This is a genomic window from Agarivorans sp. D1326, from assembly GCF_056958115.1.
Genome location: NZ_JBTWEN010000004.1, coordinates 348,361 through 364,241, shown reverse-complemented (window position 1 = coordinate 364,241; position 15,881 = coordinate 348,361). Strand labels below are relative to the sequence as shown.

At 45.3% G+C, this 15,881-nt stretch carries 13 protein-coding genes; 3 read left to right on the top strand and 10 right to left on the bottom strand.

All coding sequences use genetic code 11. The annotated features are described in order from the left end of the window. Positions 1-27 precede the first annotated feature (27 nt). The 8 genes from ACYFDN_RS10390 to ACYFDN_RS10355 form a co-directional block, all read right to left on the bottom strand. A complete protein-coding gene (locus tag ACYFDN_RS10390) occupies positions 28-975 on the bottom strand; it encodes a cobalamin biosynthesis protein CobD/CbiB (protein ID WP_016403544.1) in 948 nt (315 codons plus the stop codon). Further along, positions 975-1,673, bottom strand: a complete 699-nt coding sequence (mtnN, locus tag ACYFDN_RS10385; protein WP_220718997.1) for a 5'-methylthioadenosine/S-adenosylhomocysteine nucleosidase — start codon at positions 1,671-1,673, stop codon at positions 975-977. The genes ACYFDN_RS10390 and mtnN overlap by 1 nt, the downstream gene beginning before the upstream one ends. Before the next feature lie 63 nt (positions 1,674-1,736). After that, positions 1,737-2,165 (bottom strand): GNAT family N-acetyltransferase, encoded by a 429-nt coding sequence (locus ACYFDN_RS10380; protein ID WP_016403542.1) that lies wholly within the window; start codon positions 2,163-2,165, stop codon positions 1,737-1,739. A gap of 184 nt (positions 2,166-2,349) precedes the next feature. Beyond that, complete coding sequence (locus tag ACYFDN_RS10375; RefSeq protein WP_483511022.1) at positions 2,350-3,096, bottom strand: hypothetical protein; 747 nt, start codon at positions 3,094-3,096, stop codon at positions 2,350-2,352. Between the two features lie 406 nt (positions 3,097-3,502). After that, positions 3,503-4,948, bottom strand: a complete 1,446-nt coding sequence (gene aldA, locus ACYFDN_RS10370) for an aldehyde dehydrogenase (RefSeq protein ID WP_483511020.1) — start codon at positions 4,946-4,948, stop codon at positions 3,503-3,505. 55 nt (positions 4,949-5,003) lie between these two features. Beyond that, positions 5,004-6,335, bottom strand: coding sequence for an RICIN domain-containing protein (locus tag ACYFDN_RS10365; protein WP_483511018.1), 1,332 nt, complete (start codon positions 6,333-6,335; stop codon positions 5,004-5,006). A 309-nt stretch (positions 6,336-6,644) separates the two neighbouring features. After that, the gene (gene tyrS, locus ACYFDN_RS10360; RefSeq protein ID WP_016403538.1) at positions 6,645-7,931 is read right to left on the bottom strand and encodes a tyrosine--tRNA ligase; all 1,287 of its coding nucleotides are present in this window, start codon (positions 7,929-7,931) and stop codon (positions 6,645-6,647) included. Between the two features lie 125 nt (positions 7,932-8,056). Then, positions 8,057-8,434: a DUF2750 domain-containing protein gene (locus ACYFDN_RS10355; RefSeq protein ID WP_016403537.1), complete on the bottom strand. Its 378-nt coding sequence runs from the start codon at positions 8,432-8,434 to the stop codon at positions 8,057-8,059. A gap of 215 nt (positions 8,435-8,649) precedes the next feature. Here ACYFDN_RS10355 and mnmL point away from each other — a divergent pair, with 215 nt between their 5' ends. Continuing rightward, positions 8,650-9,558: a tRNA modification radical SAM protein MnmL/YtqA gene (mnmL, locus tag ACYFDN_RS10350; protein WP_483511017.1), complete on the top strand. Its 909-nt coding sequence runs from the start codon at positions 8,650-8,652 to the stop codon at positions 9,556-9,558. Positions 9,559-9,665: 107 nt separating this feature from the next. After that, positions 9,666-11,483, top strand: a complete 1,818-nt coding sequence (locus ACYFDN_RS10345) for a sensor domain-containing diguanylate cyclase (RefSeq protein WP_084681997.1) — start codon at positions 9,666-9,668, stop codon at positions 11,481-11,483. Here ACYFDN_RS10345 and folE2 read toward each other — a convergent pair whose 3' ends face one another. Next, the gene (folE2, locus tag ACYFDN_RS10340) at positions 11,484-12,407 is read right to left on the bottom strand and encodes a GTP cyclohydrolase FolE2 (protein WP_338623940.1); all 924 of its coding nucleotides are present in this window, start codon (positions 12,405-12,407) and stop codon (positions 11,484-11,486) included. 170 nt (positions 12,408-12,577) lie between these two features. On the opposite strand from folE2, the gene arcB reads away from it, so the two are divergent. After that, positions 12,578-14,920, top strand: coding sequence for an aerobic respiration two-component sensor histidine kinase ArcB (gene arcB / locus ACYFDN_RS10335; RefSeq protein ID WP_483511015.1), 2,343 nt, complete (start codon positions 12,578-12,580; stop codon positions 14,918-14,920). Here arcB and ACYFDN_RS10330 read toward each other — a convergent pair. After that, a complete protein-coding gene (locus ACYFDN_RS10330; protein WP_483511013.1) occupies positions 14,917-15,825 on the bottom strand; it encodes a LysO family transporter in 909 nt (302 codons plus the stop codon). The genes arcB and ACYFDN_RS10330 overlap by 4 nt on opposite strands. Positions 15,826-15,881 lie beyond the last annotated feature (56 nt).

Genomic DNA, 15,881 nt, shown 5'->3' with positions numbered 1-15,881 from the left:
AGCTTAACGATATTGGCTCTTTTAGCCTTAAAGATAGATAACACGCGCAAGGTAGATTGGACTAAGAATAAGTAGATACAGTAGCGCACTCATATTGAGTTTTAAGGCAAGTCTGTCTAACTCAGCCGCTTCTGGGTATTGCTGGCTTGGGCCAAAGCGGGCTTGTTCAACTTTTTGCTGTTGGTAATGGCGAGGTCCACCTAGCTCACTTTGTAAGCTACTTGCGCTTACGCTAATCAGTTTACCGCTGCCGATATAGGGCCAACGGAAGCCTTCACTAAGCGCGGCCTTGTTACGAGAGAGTTTGCCATAACAACAGATAATCAAGGCTAATAGTTGAAAGGGCAAGTAGCTAAATAGTTGATAGAAGCGACTTGCGGTATGACCAAACTGGCGAAATTGCACGAGTTTAGGGTTCCAAGCAAAGTGCAACTCGGTAACGATGCGGTAGATTAAGGCCGGTACAATGCCTGCCAACATAAACCAAAAAATCACCCCAAACCAATTGGCCGCTAGCCTCAGCAATAGCATTTCAGCAGACGCTTTGGCTACGCCAACCGCAGACAAACTTTCGCAATCGCGTAATACCCAAGGGCGTAAAATATTGCGGGCGGGTTTGTGCAAATGTTTATTGAGAAGGTGAGTAATGCGATGGTAACTGTGCATTGGGGCTTGCCATTGAAGCAAGCAAAGTAGCAGTAAACTGTCTACTAACACGGTGAGGGGATTAAGTTGGTTAAACAAGGCTAAGCCTAGGCTTAGTGGCAGTAAAATCGCCAGTAAAGCCAAACCGCCAGCAATGCGCTGCTGGCGAGGACCATTGCCGCTGCGATTTACTTTTATTGATAGTTGCTCGGCAAACCAACGGACTAGCAGCATTACCTGACCAAATCCGCGGCCTGGTATTAAACGTTCTAAGGCTATACCCAAAAAGGGCAGGCTGAGGCTAAGCCACAGCCAGGAGCTTTCGTCCATTAGTCAGTTAGCTTCTCTAACATGGCTAGTACCAAGGCAGTAGAGTGCTTGGCTGCTGTTTCTAAGAATTCATCAAATGAAGATGGAGACTCTTTACCAGCAATGTCCGACAGCGCTCTAACCACTACAAATGGCACTTTGGCGAGATGACAAACTTGCGCAATAGCGGCGCCTTCCATTTCTACCGCTGTCATATTTGGGAAGTCGGCACGGGCTTTAGCAACACGTTCAGGATCAGCCATAAAAATATCGCCGGTACAGATTTGACCACGCACAATTTGATGACCTGAAAGCTGCTTAGCAGCCTGTTCGGCAATCTCGATAAGCTTAGCGTCAGCTTTATAGGCGGCCGGGTTAGCGGGCAGTTGGCCCATTTCGTAACTAAAGGCTGTAAGGTCTACATCGTGATAGCGTAATTCGTTAGAGATAACCACATCGCCTACTTTTAAAGCGGGGTCAAAACCTCCGGCAGAGCCAGTATTGATCACTTGAGTGGGTTGGTAGCGTTGCAGTAACACGGTAGTGGCAATGGCGGCAGCTACCTTGCCGATGCCAGAGCGGGTTACTACTACTGGGTGCTGGTTAATTTCACCACTATAAAATTCACAACCAGCAAAACTATAGGTATCACAGTTATCGATCATTTCGCGAAGTGCTACCACTTCTTGTTCCATTGCACCAATAATAGCTGTAGTCATAACCGTCTCTTTATCAAAAGGAAAAATCAGCGGAATATTACCATAAGCTAGTTTAAGGAACAGCTACAGATCGCGCACAAACACCCGTTGTGTTTTACGCTGTTTAAATTTGATGTGCTGGTAAAACTGATTTGCTTGTTCGCGGGTAGAGTCACAACGTACTCGAATTTCGCCTACGCCGCGGCTCGTTGCCCAATGACGGCATTGTTTAACAAGTGCCCGGCCAATGCCTTGATTTTGTGAGTCTTGATCCACCACCATACCGCTAATCTCGGCAAAGGGTAGCGAGCCTAAACGCAAGGCAACAAATACGTGCACCCAACCTACTATTTGCTCTTGCTCGTTAAGGTAAACAAAGGCTTGGTGGGCAGGGTTTTCTAAAATAGCGTGAATATTCGGTAGTACAGTTTGTGCCGTTGGGTTGTAGCCTAGCTGCTTTGCAAGCATGGCCACGTCAACCGCGTCTTCTTCATGAATAGGGCGAATTTGCATAGCATTCCTTAATCGTAGTGGAACTAACAACTGGTTTGATAATAAACCATAGTTACCGACTTAAGCGGTTAACTGCAAGCAGCTTAGGTAAGATTTATGACTTTTTTAAGACAAAGTGTTCGAATATATTAATCAAGTTATCAAAATAGGCCTGACTTCATCGAACAAACCAATATGCAGCGAGTTAGATGAGGGCTTCTTTCAAAGACTGTGCTTGGCAATACACTTCGCATAAAGCTTGCTCGGTGAGGCTCAGCTCTTCAAATTCCCATTCCGTATAAGATTGCACAGCCTGAGGATGCTGCAGGCTAAATTGTGCTAGCCAATTGCTAAGTACTTGTTGCAAGCATGGCTTAACTTCAGCTTCGTTAAGCGGGGCAATGGAGAGAGCTTGAGTGTGGGCATTAATCTGTTGCAGCATATACTCTAGCGGCGGCTCCACATCGCAGACTAGCGGGCAAACAAAGTAAATACCGAAGGCTTGCTTTGAGCTGCACTTACCTACTTTTATTTGCCAGCCATCGGCAAATTCAAACAGACAGTAATATTCGCCTATATTGGCCTGACTTGGCGCTGGTGGTGCGAGGTTTTTACTCTCTTTTCGTTTTTGGCTTAGCGAGTCTAGATAGTCGCCTAGCATAGTGGATAAGCGCTTGGCGGTATTTAGGTCATCAGGTTCCAATTGCTTTTTTTGCAGCCAATAGTTAATTGCACCTAATATGGCTAGAGCCATATATTCTTGGCTAAAATGGCTGCTTAGCAGGCCTTCTATATTTCCTTCCATTAAATCTGCAAGGTGATGAAAATCTTCAATTGAGACCAAGCTTTGGATGGAGAAGTAAGAATGACCAAATTCAATAATTTGGTAGCCAAGTTGTAGCTGAATTTGCGGAACTATCACTGCGAGGGTGTTGTTTTTTATCACATTCATTCAGCCATTTTCCATGGTAATGCCAGCACATTAAAGCATCGCATATCATGGGCTTAGAGTAAAATTAGTGAGAAGGGTAATGCTTGTCCAACTGTCCTTAATATTTAGTTGAATGAGTATCTTGCTCTTATCCCGCACTAATCTTTTTATAGCGGTGTTGTTGGCTATGCTCCTAAAACAGCGGTTGCATGATTATGAGTGTTCACGTTGCCGCTGAATGATTTCTAACACGCCTAAATAAATCATTACTAAGCTTAAAAAGAATCCGATGTAGAACATAGTATCCCCTTGGTATTTGCGTTTAATTATTATTGCTATTAGGTATTGCGGTCTCCATTTTCAAAACTGCGGGTAGCAAGCAACTCACTGCTAATAAGTTGCTTGCTCACTTCCTAAGAAAAGAGTGTTATTTTGAGAAATCTACGTAGAAGGTTTTCTTCTCTAGGTATTGCTCAAAACCATATTTGCCATCTTCACCGCCGGAGCCACTTAGTTTGTAGCCATTGTGGAAGCCTTGATGTTGCTCGCCATGACCGCGGTTTACATATATCTCTCCGCATTCAAGGTCGTTTACCAAGTCCATCACTAGTTTGATTCGATCAGTGAAGATCATCGCCGACAAACCGTACTCAGAGTCATTGGCATAGTTAATCACTTCATCAAACTCAGTAAATTTAACTACGGGCAAAATAGGGCCAAAGATCTCTTCATGAACGAGGCTCATCTCTTGGGTTACGTCGGTAAACACGGTGGGTTCAAACCAGTAGCCTTTTTCAAACTCCTCGCCGCTTAAGCGTTTACCACCAGTGACTAAGGTGGCTCCTTCTTCTATAGCTTTAGCAACCATGGCTTCCATATTGGCTAGCTCTTTAGCGCTTACTTTTGGCCCCATGTCGCTATCTTCGTTCATTGGGTCACCAACCTTTATGGCTTTCACCTTGGCAAGCAATTTGTCCATAAACTCGGTGTAGATGGCTTCGTGAACATATAAACGTTCGTTACAAGTACATACTTGACCACAGTTATCGAACTTAGAGTTTAGCGCTGCGTCTACTGCCGCATCTATGTTAGCGTCGTCGAGCACGATAAAGGGCGCTTTGCCGCCTAGCTCTAGTTGTACATGTGCGAGGTTGTCTGAGGCTGCCCGCACAATGGCTTGGCCAGCTGGAGTGCTGCCTGTCATTGATACCATGGCTGTCTTTGGGTGGCGAACCAGTGCATCGCCTAAAGAGCGACCAGGACCGGTGACTACGTTTAACAAACCTTTTGGCAAGCCAACTTTCTCGGCCAGTTTTGCTAGCTCAAGTGTTGCTAATGGTGTTTCGGTAGTTGGCTTAACAATAATCGCATTACCCGCCACTAAGGCTGGGCCAATTTTGCGACCAGCTAGCGCTAGTGGAAAGTTCCATGCAGTAATCGCTACCACTACACCACGCGGTACCTTGTAGATCCAAATGTGCTCGTCAGGGTTGTCAGACTCAACAATGTCACCTTCAATGTGGCGAGCCCATTCGCAGGCGTATTCAATAAACGAGCAGGTTACGTCTACTTCCATGCGCGCCACTTTTAGTAACTTACCTTGTTCTTGCACAAGCAGCTCGGCTAAGAAGTCACGGTTAGCTTTAATCTCTGCCACTAACTCATACAGTTTTTCAGCACGTTTGCGAGCAGGTAGCTTACGCCATTGCTTTTGTGCTGCAACTGCTGCGCTCATGGCTAGCTCTGCATCGGTTTCATCGCCATTAGCGACAGTGGCGATAACTTCTTCAGTTGAAGGGTTAAGTACCTCGGCGCGTGCTCCTGATTTTGCATCTAGCCAGCTACCATTGATGTACATCTGATAATTTTTCATGAACAACCTATTGTTTAAGCGAAGTAAATGGCTAGCTGGTCGGCTAGCCTTCCCATTAATTTACGAATTTAAAGCTTTGATGTTCTGAGCCATCACATTCACCCAATGACAAGTTTTTGCCATTTTTCTTGGAGCCTTTCGCCATTTCTAGGCATTCACCAGTGGCAAGGTTTTTAATGCTGAACCAATTGTGGCCTTTGTTTGATAATAGCCAAGACTGGGCAGCTGATTGCTCATCACAGGGTTGTTGGCGTAAGTCTTGTTTGCCTTCTCGTGCTGCAACACAAAAATCATTTGCGGTGTTTTTGATGCTAACTTGCTGGCCCTGTTCACTCACTTGCTCGGTAAAAGTAAACTTCTGCTGTTGGCCACGATGGCTGCAGTAGCTTTGGCGATAACGTGCGCCTTTTTCTGAGCGAGGGTTTCTAATTTCAAAACACTTAGTGCTGTGGCGCAAGCTCAAACCAGCTGTATCGGTCGGGAGTTTTACCAGGCCAAGTTCCTGCTGGCTTGCATCGGCTTTTACTGGCACGTAAACACGTACCCAATCCACTAGCATCTTGTTTCTGGTTTCATCAGCTAAATCTTCATCGCTAGCGATGTGACCAACACTTGAGCGCCAGTCGTGATCTTCCATGTCGATGATCATGAACATCTCACGGTCTAGGCCAAGATTTTCTGGGTCTTTAAGTGACGTTTTGTTTAAGCGACGAACTAAACGTCCATCAATGTAAAACTCGACATTCCATGGATCGATCCAGTATGCGCCAAAGCGATGAAAGTTATCGCGATACGGCGCTTCGTTTGGTAAAAAGTGATGCTGTTGAGAGCCGATATCTCGGATAATTTCGTTGCTTTCTTCGTCACGAATAAATACATGGTAGTTGGTATTAGCATGGCGAGAATGCTTGTGATGGTTGGCGCGATCGCTGCCGTATATCTCCAGTATATCTAACTCGCGCTTGTCATCGGCACTTAATAACCAAAAGTTAGACGATAACACTTGGTTAGCCACTTTAATTTTGGCTTCCATGTAAACTGGGTAGATGATTGGCGTTTTAGAAGTTACTACACCTAGGTGAACCTTATCGGTATCTGGTTTTCTGGCGGCTTTAATAACCAGTTTTCCATCTACTACATCAGAGTGGTCAGAACTCCATATGGTTAAGCCTGGGCCAGTCCAAGCATTGTGGTAATGATCGTTCCATTTTTCACTAAACTGTTGGTTTTTTCCTTGGTAGTTAAAATCGTCAGAAAAGGCGTCAATTAACTCCCAAGTATTCCCAAATCCAGGGTCTGCAGGTACGTCGTAGTCTGCCCAATCTTTGGCTTGAAGGGAAAAAATCAGGCTAGTGGCGGCAAGTAATAGAGTGTTTCTAAACAGCATTTTGGCTCATACAGTAAAAATTTGTAAACCAATTATGCCAGACATTTTTAACTTAAACTGCAAACTGGTTAACGTTTATTTCAATTGGTTGATAACTTAATTTCGTGCAGCTAGATTTGAATTAAAGCTTTCTAGGGAAAATACCAGTGCAATGAGGAGTTTATGAAGGGTGATTGAAGCCAACAAGAAGTGACATCGGAATACGTAGAAAAGGTATTTCAGGCAGGTAACAACAGCAGAGGTGGTGGAGAATGTGTTGAAGGGAATAAATTGAGCAATCAGCGTGGCTGATTGCTCTTAACAGCAAAATTATTTAGCCCAAATGATCAAACTGAATAATTTTTTACCGCGCTTAACTACTGAATACTTACCGTATAAGGCATCGCTGGCTTGCAAGGTTAGCTGAGGGTCGTTTAGCTTTTCGCCGTTTACAGACACTGCGCCGTTACCAATAAATTCGCGCGCCATTTTATTTGATTTAGCTAACTCACTCGCTGTAAGTAGCTCAACTAAACCAGCTTCGCTTTGTTCAAGTTGAGTGGTAGGCAAACCATCTTGGGCTAGCTGCTCTAAATCTGACTCACTGAGAGAGGCTAAGTCGCCAGAGAATAGCGCTTGAGTAATTCGCATTGCTGAGGCTAAGCCTTCTTCGCCATGCACTAAACGAGTTACTTCTTTGGCTAAAATACCTTGCGCTTCTGGGCGACCTTGGGCGGCTTTATCACGCTCTTCAATGGCGGCGATTTCGGCTACGTCGATAAAGGTGAAGTAACGCAAGAACGAATATACGTCGGCATCAGCCGTGTTAATCCAGAATTGGTAGAACGCGTAAGGCGAGGTGCGCTTAGGATCTAACCAAATGGTACCCGTTTCGGTTTTACCAAACTTGGTGCCGTCGGCTTTGGTCACTAATGGCATTGTTAGGCCATATACTTTATTGCTGTACATGCGGCGAGCTAGGTCGATACCGCCAGTGATGTTGCCCCACTGATCAGAGCCACCAATTTGTAAGGTGGTGTTTTCTTTGTCGCTAAGCTCGGCAAAGTCGTAAGACTGCAGCAACATGTAGCTGAACTCGGTGAACGAGATACCCGACTCATCACGGTCGATACGCTGTTTTACCGATTCTTTTTTGATCATGGCGTTAACGCTAAAGTGTTTACCTACGTTACGCATGAAATCAATTACGTTTACTTTGCCAATCCAATCAAGGTTGTTAATTACCTTGGCTGCATTTGCTTGATCGCCAAACTCAATAAACTGGCTAACTTGCTTCTGCAGTTTGCCTACCCAGCCGGTAACTACGTCATCGCTGTTTAGTTTACGCTCTGCGGCTTTAAAGCTTGGGTCACCAATTAAACCGGTTGCACCACCCACCAAGGCTAAGGGCTTGTGACCAGCTTGTTGGAAACGCTTAAGCATTAGCAGTGGTACTAGGCTACCAATGTGTAGGCTGTCGGCTGTTGGGTCAAAGCCACAATACAGGGTGCGGGCTCCACTAGAAAGGTGTTCGGCCAGTTCTTCGTCGGCAGTGCATTGAGCAACTAGGCCGCGCGCCTTCAAATCTTCTAATAATGGATTAACCGTTGTCGTCATAATTTAACCTGTATGTATTTCTGTACCCGTTTGGGCGCTATGAACAATTTTCGAGCCGAAGATTCTACACTTAAGTCCTTACTAAAAAAACTGCTTAGTGGACTTAAGCGCGGTAAATACTCGGCTTACTTGATTTTTCCGCTGCTTAGCTCGTCGGCAAGATCTAAGGGCGCAACAATTGTGCCTTCACCGGCAAAGCTAGGAGCCACTGCTAGATCAAAACCATCGTTGGCCATTCCTGGGAGCCACTTCTCGGTCAAGTCACTCAAACTAATGGCGAGGGCTTTAAAGTTTGCGTGATCTTTACTGGCCCAGTGTTCGGCAAGTGCTTGCTCGCTCCACAGCAGTAATACTTTTTCGTCACCGGTTTCGATAATCAAACAACCCTGTTCGTCACTTAAGGTCCAAACCTGCTGGGCCTTACGGGCTTGTTCGATAAAGCTTTGATAACGCTGTTTAGTGGTTAGACGGTCATTTGCGTCGATTAATGCTTGAGAGCTCATGTTGATTCCTAGGTGCGACTGTATTAGCGGCACGCAGTATAGCAGCTTCAAGAGGTGCTGTTTATCTTTGCTGAAGAGCAATTGAGAGCACTGCTGTTGATCATCTAATGTTTAAATCTTGTGCTCTCTTGATCTACAACTAAGACCTAGCTGGCTCCTGCCAGTAAACTAGCCGCCGTTTTGGGTTTTTCCCACCTTATTAAAGAGTGAAAGCTGTGCAGCTAGATTTATATGTAAACACCTTAGGTCGTCATATTAAGCAACATTTTAGCGGGCGAGTGCGCAAGCTAAGTGTGGATGGCGATTTCACCTGCCCAAATCGCGATGGCAGTATTGGTAAAGGTGGCTGTACCTTTTGCAACGTAGACGCTTTTGTTAAACCGCAACAACAAATGATGTCGATTGGCGAGCAGTTGGATGCACGCAAGGCTGAGCTAAAGCATAAAGACATCCGTTATTTAGCCTATTTTCAGGCCTATACCAGCACCTATGCCGAGGTGGAATATTTACGTGGAATGTATCAGCAAGCTTTAGCCGATGAGTCTGTGGTGGGTTTATGCATTGGTACCCGCCCAGATTGCGTACCTGAAGCGGTGTTAGAAATGCTGGCAGAGTATCAGGCTCAAGGTAAAGAAGTTTGGCTAGAGCTAGGTGTGCAAACTGCCCATGATGAAACTTTAAAGAAAATAAACCGTGGTCATGATTTTGCAGCATTTCAAAAGGCTGTAGCCCGTGCCCACCAATACGGTTTAAAAGTATGCGCCCATCTTATTTTGGGTTTACCGGGCGAAGAGCCTGAACATTATATGCAATCACTTAAGGCGGTACTTGCCGAAGATATTGCCGGTATTAAGCTGCATCCTTTACATGTGGTTGAGGGTAGCACCATGGCTAAAGCGTGGCGAGCAGGCCGCTTAGATACCATGAGCCAGCAGCACTACGTTGAACAAGCGGTAAATCTTATTCGCCATACCCCTGAACATGTGGTTTATCACCGTGTAAGTGCCCATGCTCGGCCGCCGGTTTTACTGGCGCCAAATTGGTGCCAAAACAAGTGGTTAGCCCTCACAGATATTGCCAAAAAGTTGGCCAGTGATGGCCCCCAAGGCAGCGCATTAAGTTAGAGTGTGATGCAGTAAATGTGAGCTAATTGCTTGTTTAGTAAATGATTATTTTCTTATGTCATATAATCAGGTAAAGTAGCAGCGGTTGCAGAAAAAATGGACAATCGATGCACGAAAACTTTTATCCAACAGTCTGGATGCAGGCAACAATAGCATTACTTAGCATACTGCTAGTCATTGTTATTGTTATGTGGGCCTTAGCTCGCAGAAAGGTGCGTGCTCAGCGCGCGGCAATGGTGAAGTCGCCGGCTGCTCAACTGATGATTGATCTAGAAGCCAAACAGGTTATTTTTGCTAATCCTCGTGTTTGTGAGTTACTGCAGCTTGCTAACAATGGTAAACATTGGCAGTTCTTCGATTCTGCCCACCTTGAGCAATTGTTAGAACTACTAAAGCCCCATCAGTCTTCGGCTAGTATTGAAGGTGTTCACTGGCTGGTTAATTTCCCCCAGCAAACTCGGGTTTTGCTTCTTTACGCTAGCTTAACTGCGCATAATGGCCGAGAGGTTTGGTTCATTAATGCTTACGAAAACGCCCAAGGTTATTCTTATTTAAATCGAATTGAGCAAGAGCAAAAACTGTTCGCTAACGTGCTTAATTCCATTCCAGAATTTATTTACTTTAAAGACGCTAATGAGCGTTTGCTGGGCTGTAATCAGGCATGGGCGGGCTTTCATGGCTTAAAGCCTGGTGAGCTTGCTGGTAAGAAGCTGAGTGATTTTTTAACCCGAAATGAGTTAGAGCGCAGCCAAACCTATGACAACCAAGTATTGGCAGGCGAGCCTTGCCAACATACCGAATGGTTTAGTGCCCCAGATAGCCGACAAATCCTGCTGCAAAACAATGTCTATCCGCTTAAGAACCAACAAGACGAAGTGACAGGTGTGCTTAACGTGTCTTACGACGTAACCAAGTGGCACGAGCTTAACCGTAAACTGGAACATGAAAACCAAAACCGAATCAGCTCCGAGAAAGAGTTGGGACGGCAAAATAACCTTATTCGCACCGTGTTTAACTCAACCCCCGATCCATTGGGCTTTATTGATGATAAAGGTAACTTTGTTGGCGGGAACGAACCTTTCGCCAAAATGTTTGGTTTTACCAGTGATGAGTTGCTGGGCAAACACCTTACCGAGGTTCTTAGTGAAGAACAGTTAGAACAACATCAGTTGCAAAACCGTCAAATTTTAGAAGATGGCAAGCCGATCCGGTATGAAGAATTAGTGTACTTGGATGATGGTCACCAGATTTGGTATGAGGTGATTAAAGGCCCTTATTTTGATGATGTGAGTGGCGAGCGCGGCATTATCTTCATCACTCGTGATGTTACCGAGCGTAAAGCCACCGAGCAGCAATTGGCCGACGCGATTATGCAGTTACAGGAACTCAGCTTTATCGACAGCCTAACTCAAGTAGCTAACCGCCGTAGTTTTGATGAGAAATTATTGCAGTTGTGGCTAACTCATCGTCGTGAAGGGGTAGAGCTAAGTTTGTTATTGCTGGATATTGACTGCTTCAAGCAATATAACGATAACTATGGCCACCAACAGGGCGACGAAGCTTTGCGCCAAGTGGCTAAGTTAATCAGTCGCTCAGTGAAACGTGGCTCCGATTTAGTGGCCCGTTATGGCGGTGAAGAGTTTGCCATATTGCTACCTAATACTGGCTGTGAAGGTGCTAAGCAAATCGCCGAAACCGTGTTGCGCAATATGAAAGAAGCAGAGATTCCTCATGAATTCTCAGATGTGAGCGACTTTGTATCGGTAAGTATTGGTGTGGCCAGCGTTATTCCTCAACAAGGTGTGGATTATGGCGAACTGGTAAGGGTGGCAGATTTACAGCTTTATCGTGCTAAACATCAGGGTAAAGCCCGCTACTGTAGCGCCGGAGACAGCGCTATAGAGGATACAAAAACAGCGCCCTAGCTAGGCGCTGTAACCTTGCTCAATACCTTTAGTTACAACACATACAGCATCATGCGCGTGTAGGCTTTCTAGGTGGTTTACCCTTACCCAAAAATCAACTAAGTCTGCTCGGTTATTCAAGCTGTGCTGCAAATGGCGAGCGGCATCTTCACAGAACATCAAGTTTTGCCCATTGAGGCGAGCAAATTCTTGTTCATCCTCGCGCTTAACCGCGGCTTGTACTGGGGTTTTTAAACTACTTTCCACTTCATCAATCAAACTGATAATGGGAATATCCTGATGTTCAGTGGCAATTTTAACTTTTAGCTGAGCGATACTACGCTGGCTGTGGGGGGTAGCAACAATGCCTTCACTGCTGCCAAGCCATTGATGCACCGCTTCACTTGAAACTTGCTCATCGGCAAATTGTTGTTTGAAGGCCTGCTGAATAAGCTGGCGTGATAGTGCGGCGGAGCAAGGGCAAGTGGATGAGTACGGAACCTCAACTTCAAGCTCAATAGTGGTTTGTTGTTGGTGACGAGTGGCAGTGATTGCAACAGGATAAGCCTTCCAACCAGTTTTGCCAGATAACAGCGATTTACGGCGCAAATGGTAGTCGAAGCTAAAGCGAACCTGCGCTTGCTCACTTAAATCTTGATGACTTTCAATAAACTGATCCAAAACGCGGTGTAATCCAGCATAATCCAATACGCCTTCGTTAGATAATTGATCCAATATCAAATATAAACGAGACATATGAATGCCCTTGGCTTGTGGGTCATCTAAGCTGACAAAGGCCTCAATGTTAGCACTCACGCGGCTAGCTGCTTGTGCTTCAAATGCCAGCATTATGGGCATTTCAATTTGGCTCATACCTACCCAATCGAGCTTTCCTTCGGTTTGGGCACGGCTTGAGTTTGCTACGTCAGGCATTGCAGTAGACATGCACTTAGTACTCCACAACAGGATGCGTGAGCTAGGGCTCATTGCATTTATATGACACAAAAAGATGGGCTGTTATACCACAAAAGCTAGGTTAATATTAACCATCTTTATTTTATGGATTAGCTAACATTTGCTTAGCTTGCTTCGCGCTATAAAAGGAATCTGGCTTAATGACGCCACTGAAAAATCTTGCCACCTATTACGTTCATTTATTATCTCGATTGGGCGTAGTTAAATTTACCATAAGCTTAGCTAGCGCCATTATTTTAGTGGCCTTGGCAATCCAAATGAGTGTTACCTTCGCGCTTACTGGCCAGGTGTCGTCGGTGGATTTAGTTCGCTCGGTGTTTTTTGGTTTAATTATTACGCCGTGGGCGGTGTTTTTTATGTCGGTGGTAGTAGAGCAAATTGAAGACTCGCGCCAACGCTTGAGCAAGATGATCCGTAAGCTTGAAAAAATGCGCTCTCGAGACCTGCAGCTTACTAATAAACTTAAAGCCAACATCAGCCAGCTAAATAATGAGATTGATGAGCGCGAGAAAGCTGAAGCAGCTCGTGGCCAAGCCATGGCCAACTTAGAACAAGAAGTAAGGCAACGCCAGCAAGCGCAGCAAGAGCTAGAGGAACACTCTGCCTTGTTGCGTAGTTTTATCGATAGTTCTCCTGACTTGGTTTATTACCGTAATGAGCAAGGTCAGTTTTCGGGTTGTAACTTAGCGTTAGAGCAGTTGGTTGGGCGCTCTGAAAAGCAACTTATTGGCCTTACTCCCTACGATGTTTACCCGGAAGATATTGCCGATAAAATTGTTGAGACCGACCACCAAGTATTTGATAACGATGAACAACTTACCTACGAGCAATGGTTAGAGTATCCCGATGGGCGCAAAGCGTTTTTTGAACTACGTAAGGTGCCATTTTATGGGCGTAATGGTAACCGCTTAGGTCTATTAGGTTTTGGTCGAGACATTACCGAGAGAATGCGCCATCAAGCTAATATTGAGAAGGCCAATCGAGATAAAACTCAGTTTATTTCAACGCTGAGCCACGAACTGCGCACACCGCTTAATGGGGTAGTGGGTTTAAGCCAAATGTTATTAGACACTCCACTTAATGATGACCAGCGCAAACACGTAAATACCATCTTATTGAGTGCGACTACTCTGGGTAATATTTTTAACGATATTATTGACTTAGATAAGTTGGACCGACGTCGCTTTGCGGTGTCGCTAGAGCCAATGGACTTTAAAGCCTTAGTCACCGACATTGAAACGCTTACTGAAATGCAGTTACAAAGTAAGGGCTTAGATTTTCGTTTTGAGCAAATTGGCCCCATTCCCAATAGCATCATGGGCGACCCAACGCGCCTGCGCCAAGTGCTATGGAATTTAACCCATAACGCGGTTAAGTTTACCGAGCAGGGCGAAGTTGCTTTAACGATAAAAGCCGAGCCTTTGTCTGAGCAAGAAGTGCAACTTGAATTGATGATTGAAGATACCGGACCAGGCATTCCTCAAGACCAGTTAGAAGAGATTTTTGCCATGTACTACCAAGTAGAAGGCAGTAAATCAGCAACCGGTACCGGCATTGGTTTGTCGGTCTCTCGCCAGCTAGTTCGGGCAATGGGTGGTGACATTAGCGTGAGCAGCAAAGAGGGTGAAGGCTCATGCTTTACCGTTACCCTAAAGGTCACCTTAGATGCTATTCCTGATGAAGCAGAACAAATTGATCATCCTCCATTAGATATTCTGCTGGTTGAAGACGTAGAGCTAAACGTCACCATAGCTAAAGCGCTTCTCGAAAAGTTGGGTCACTATGTTGAGGTGGCAATGAGCGGTGAGCAGGCGCTAGAAGTATTTGACCCAGATAATTTCGACCTGGTTTTATTAGACATTCAGCTACCGGATATGACTGGCTTTGATATTGCCAAACGCTGGCAGGAGCAGTTCGCCGAACAGCACTTACCACCGTTGGTGGCCCTTACCGCCAATGTGGTAAACAGCAAAAGCGAATTTGCTAAAGCGGGCATGGTTGATGTTATTCATAAACCGATTAATCGCAATGCGGTAGTACATTGTTTTAACGGTGTGTTTGCGATAGGTGAAGAGCCAGAAGCAGAGCCTGCGGTAAACCCTAAACAGGCATTAAGTCGCAGCTCTATGCCGATCTTAGATTTAGATTTAGTTGAGCAGTTTTGCGAGACCATTGGGGTAAAAGTGCTTAACGATAGCATTAATCTGTTCAAGCAAGTGATGCCTGATTACATGAAAGTACTCGAGAGTAACTTGTTTGCAAAAGACCAAGATGGCATTGCCTCTGAGGCGCATAAAATCAAGGGTGCTGCGGGCTCGATAGGTTTAGCGAGGATCCAGCGTTTAGCTAACAAAATTCAATCACCAGAACTTCCTGCGTGGTGGGATAATGTTGAAGACTGGATCCACCAACTTAGTCACGATTACCCAGAAGATTTGAAGCTATTAGACAAGGCCATTGCCGACTTTAATAACAATCACTAGGCTAAGTTGACCAGTAGTAAAATCATTACCGGGCAAAGTAGGCTAAGAATAAAGCCGCTGGCAATGGCTACCGGCACTAGTTGGTTGCCGCCAGCACGCTGCAGCATAGGCAAGGAGAAGTCCATGGCAGTTGCGCCGGCATAACCAATAGTGGCTGCGGGTGAGCGCTGCATTAAAACTGGAATTAATAGCAGGATAATTAGCTCGCGGCTTAAATCGGCAAAAAAGGCAGTACTACCAATTAATGGTGTTGCTGCTTTACTTAACAAAGCGCCCGATAGTGAATACCAACCAAAGCCACTGCTCATGGCTAAACCTAGGTTTAGCGGTAAGTCGAACAAGTAAGCAGTAATAGCTCCTGCAGGTAAGGAGCTAAGCACCATCACCACCGCAATAATTAAACCGCGTCGATTAAGTAGCATCTGGCGAACACTAATACCGGCACTTCGCAGCTCGATACCAATACAAAAAATTAGCAGAATAAGTGCGTATTCGGCCAATACTGACTGAGCGGGTAATTGTTGCTGGTAAGCCAAGCCCGAAACTAAACCGATTATCAACAGCGCGATAAGCAACGCAGGTTCTTTAAACATCGCAAGCTTGTTATTGCTTTTTTTGTGGATAGGTTCCGCGGCTGGCATCGCCAAATAGCGCCCCACAAAGTACAAGGCACTCAGGTTGAAGGTGAGCAATAAACTCACTAATACTGCGCTTTGGCTAAATAGCTGAATAATGTTTTGGCTAAGGTTATCAATAAAGGCCAAGCCATAACCCATCAAAAATAGAATCAGATATAGCATCCAGCTACTTAGTCGGCGAATAGTAAGCAAGGCCGAGGGATGTTTTACGGGAATCATGTAACCGACAACTAATGCCCCTAAAATCATCAATAAGCTGCTATACATCTCTATTTCCTTATTCGCGCGGAGCTGAAATATAGCAAGGAACTGAGACTCTCACC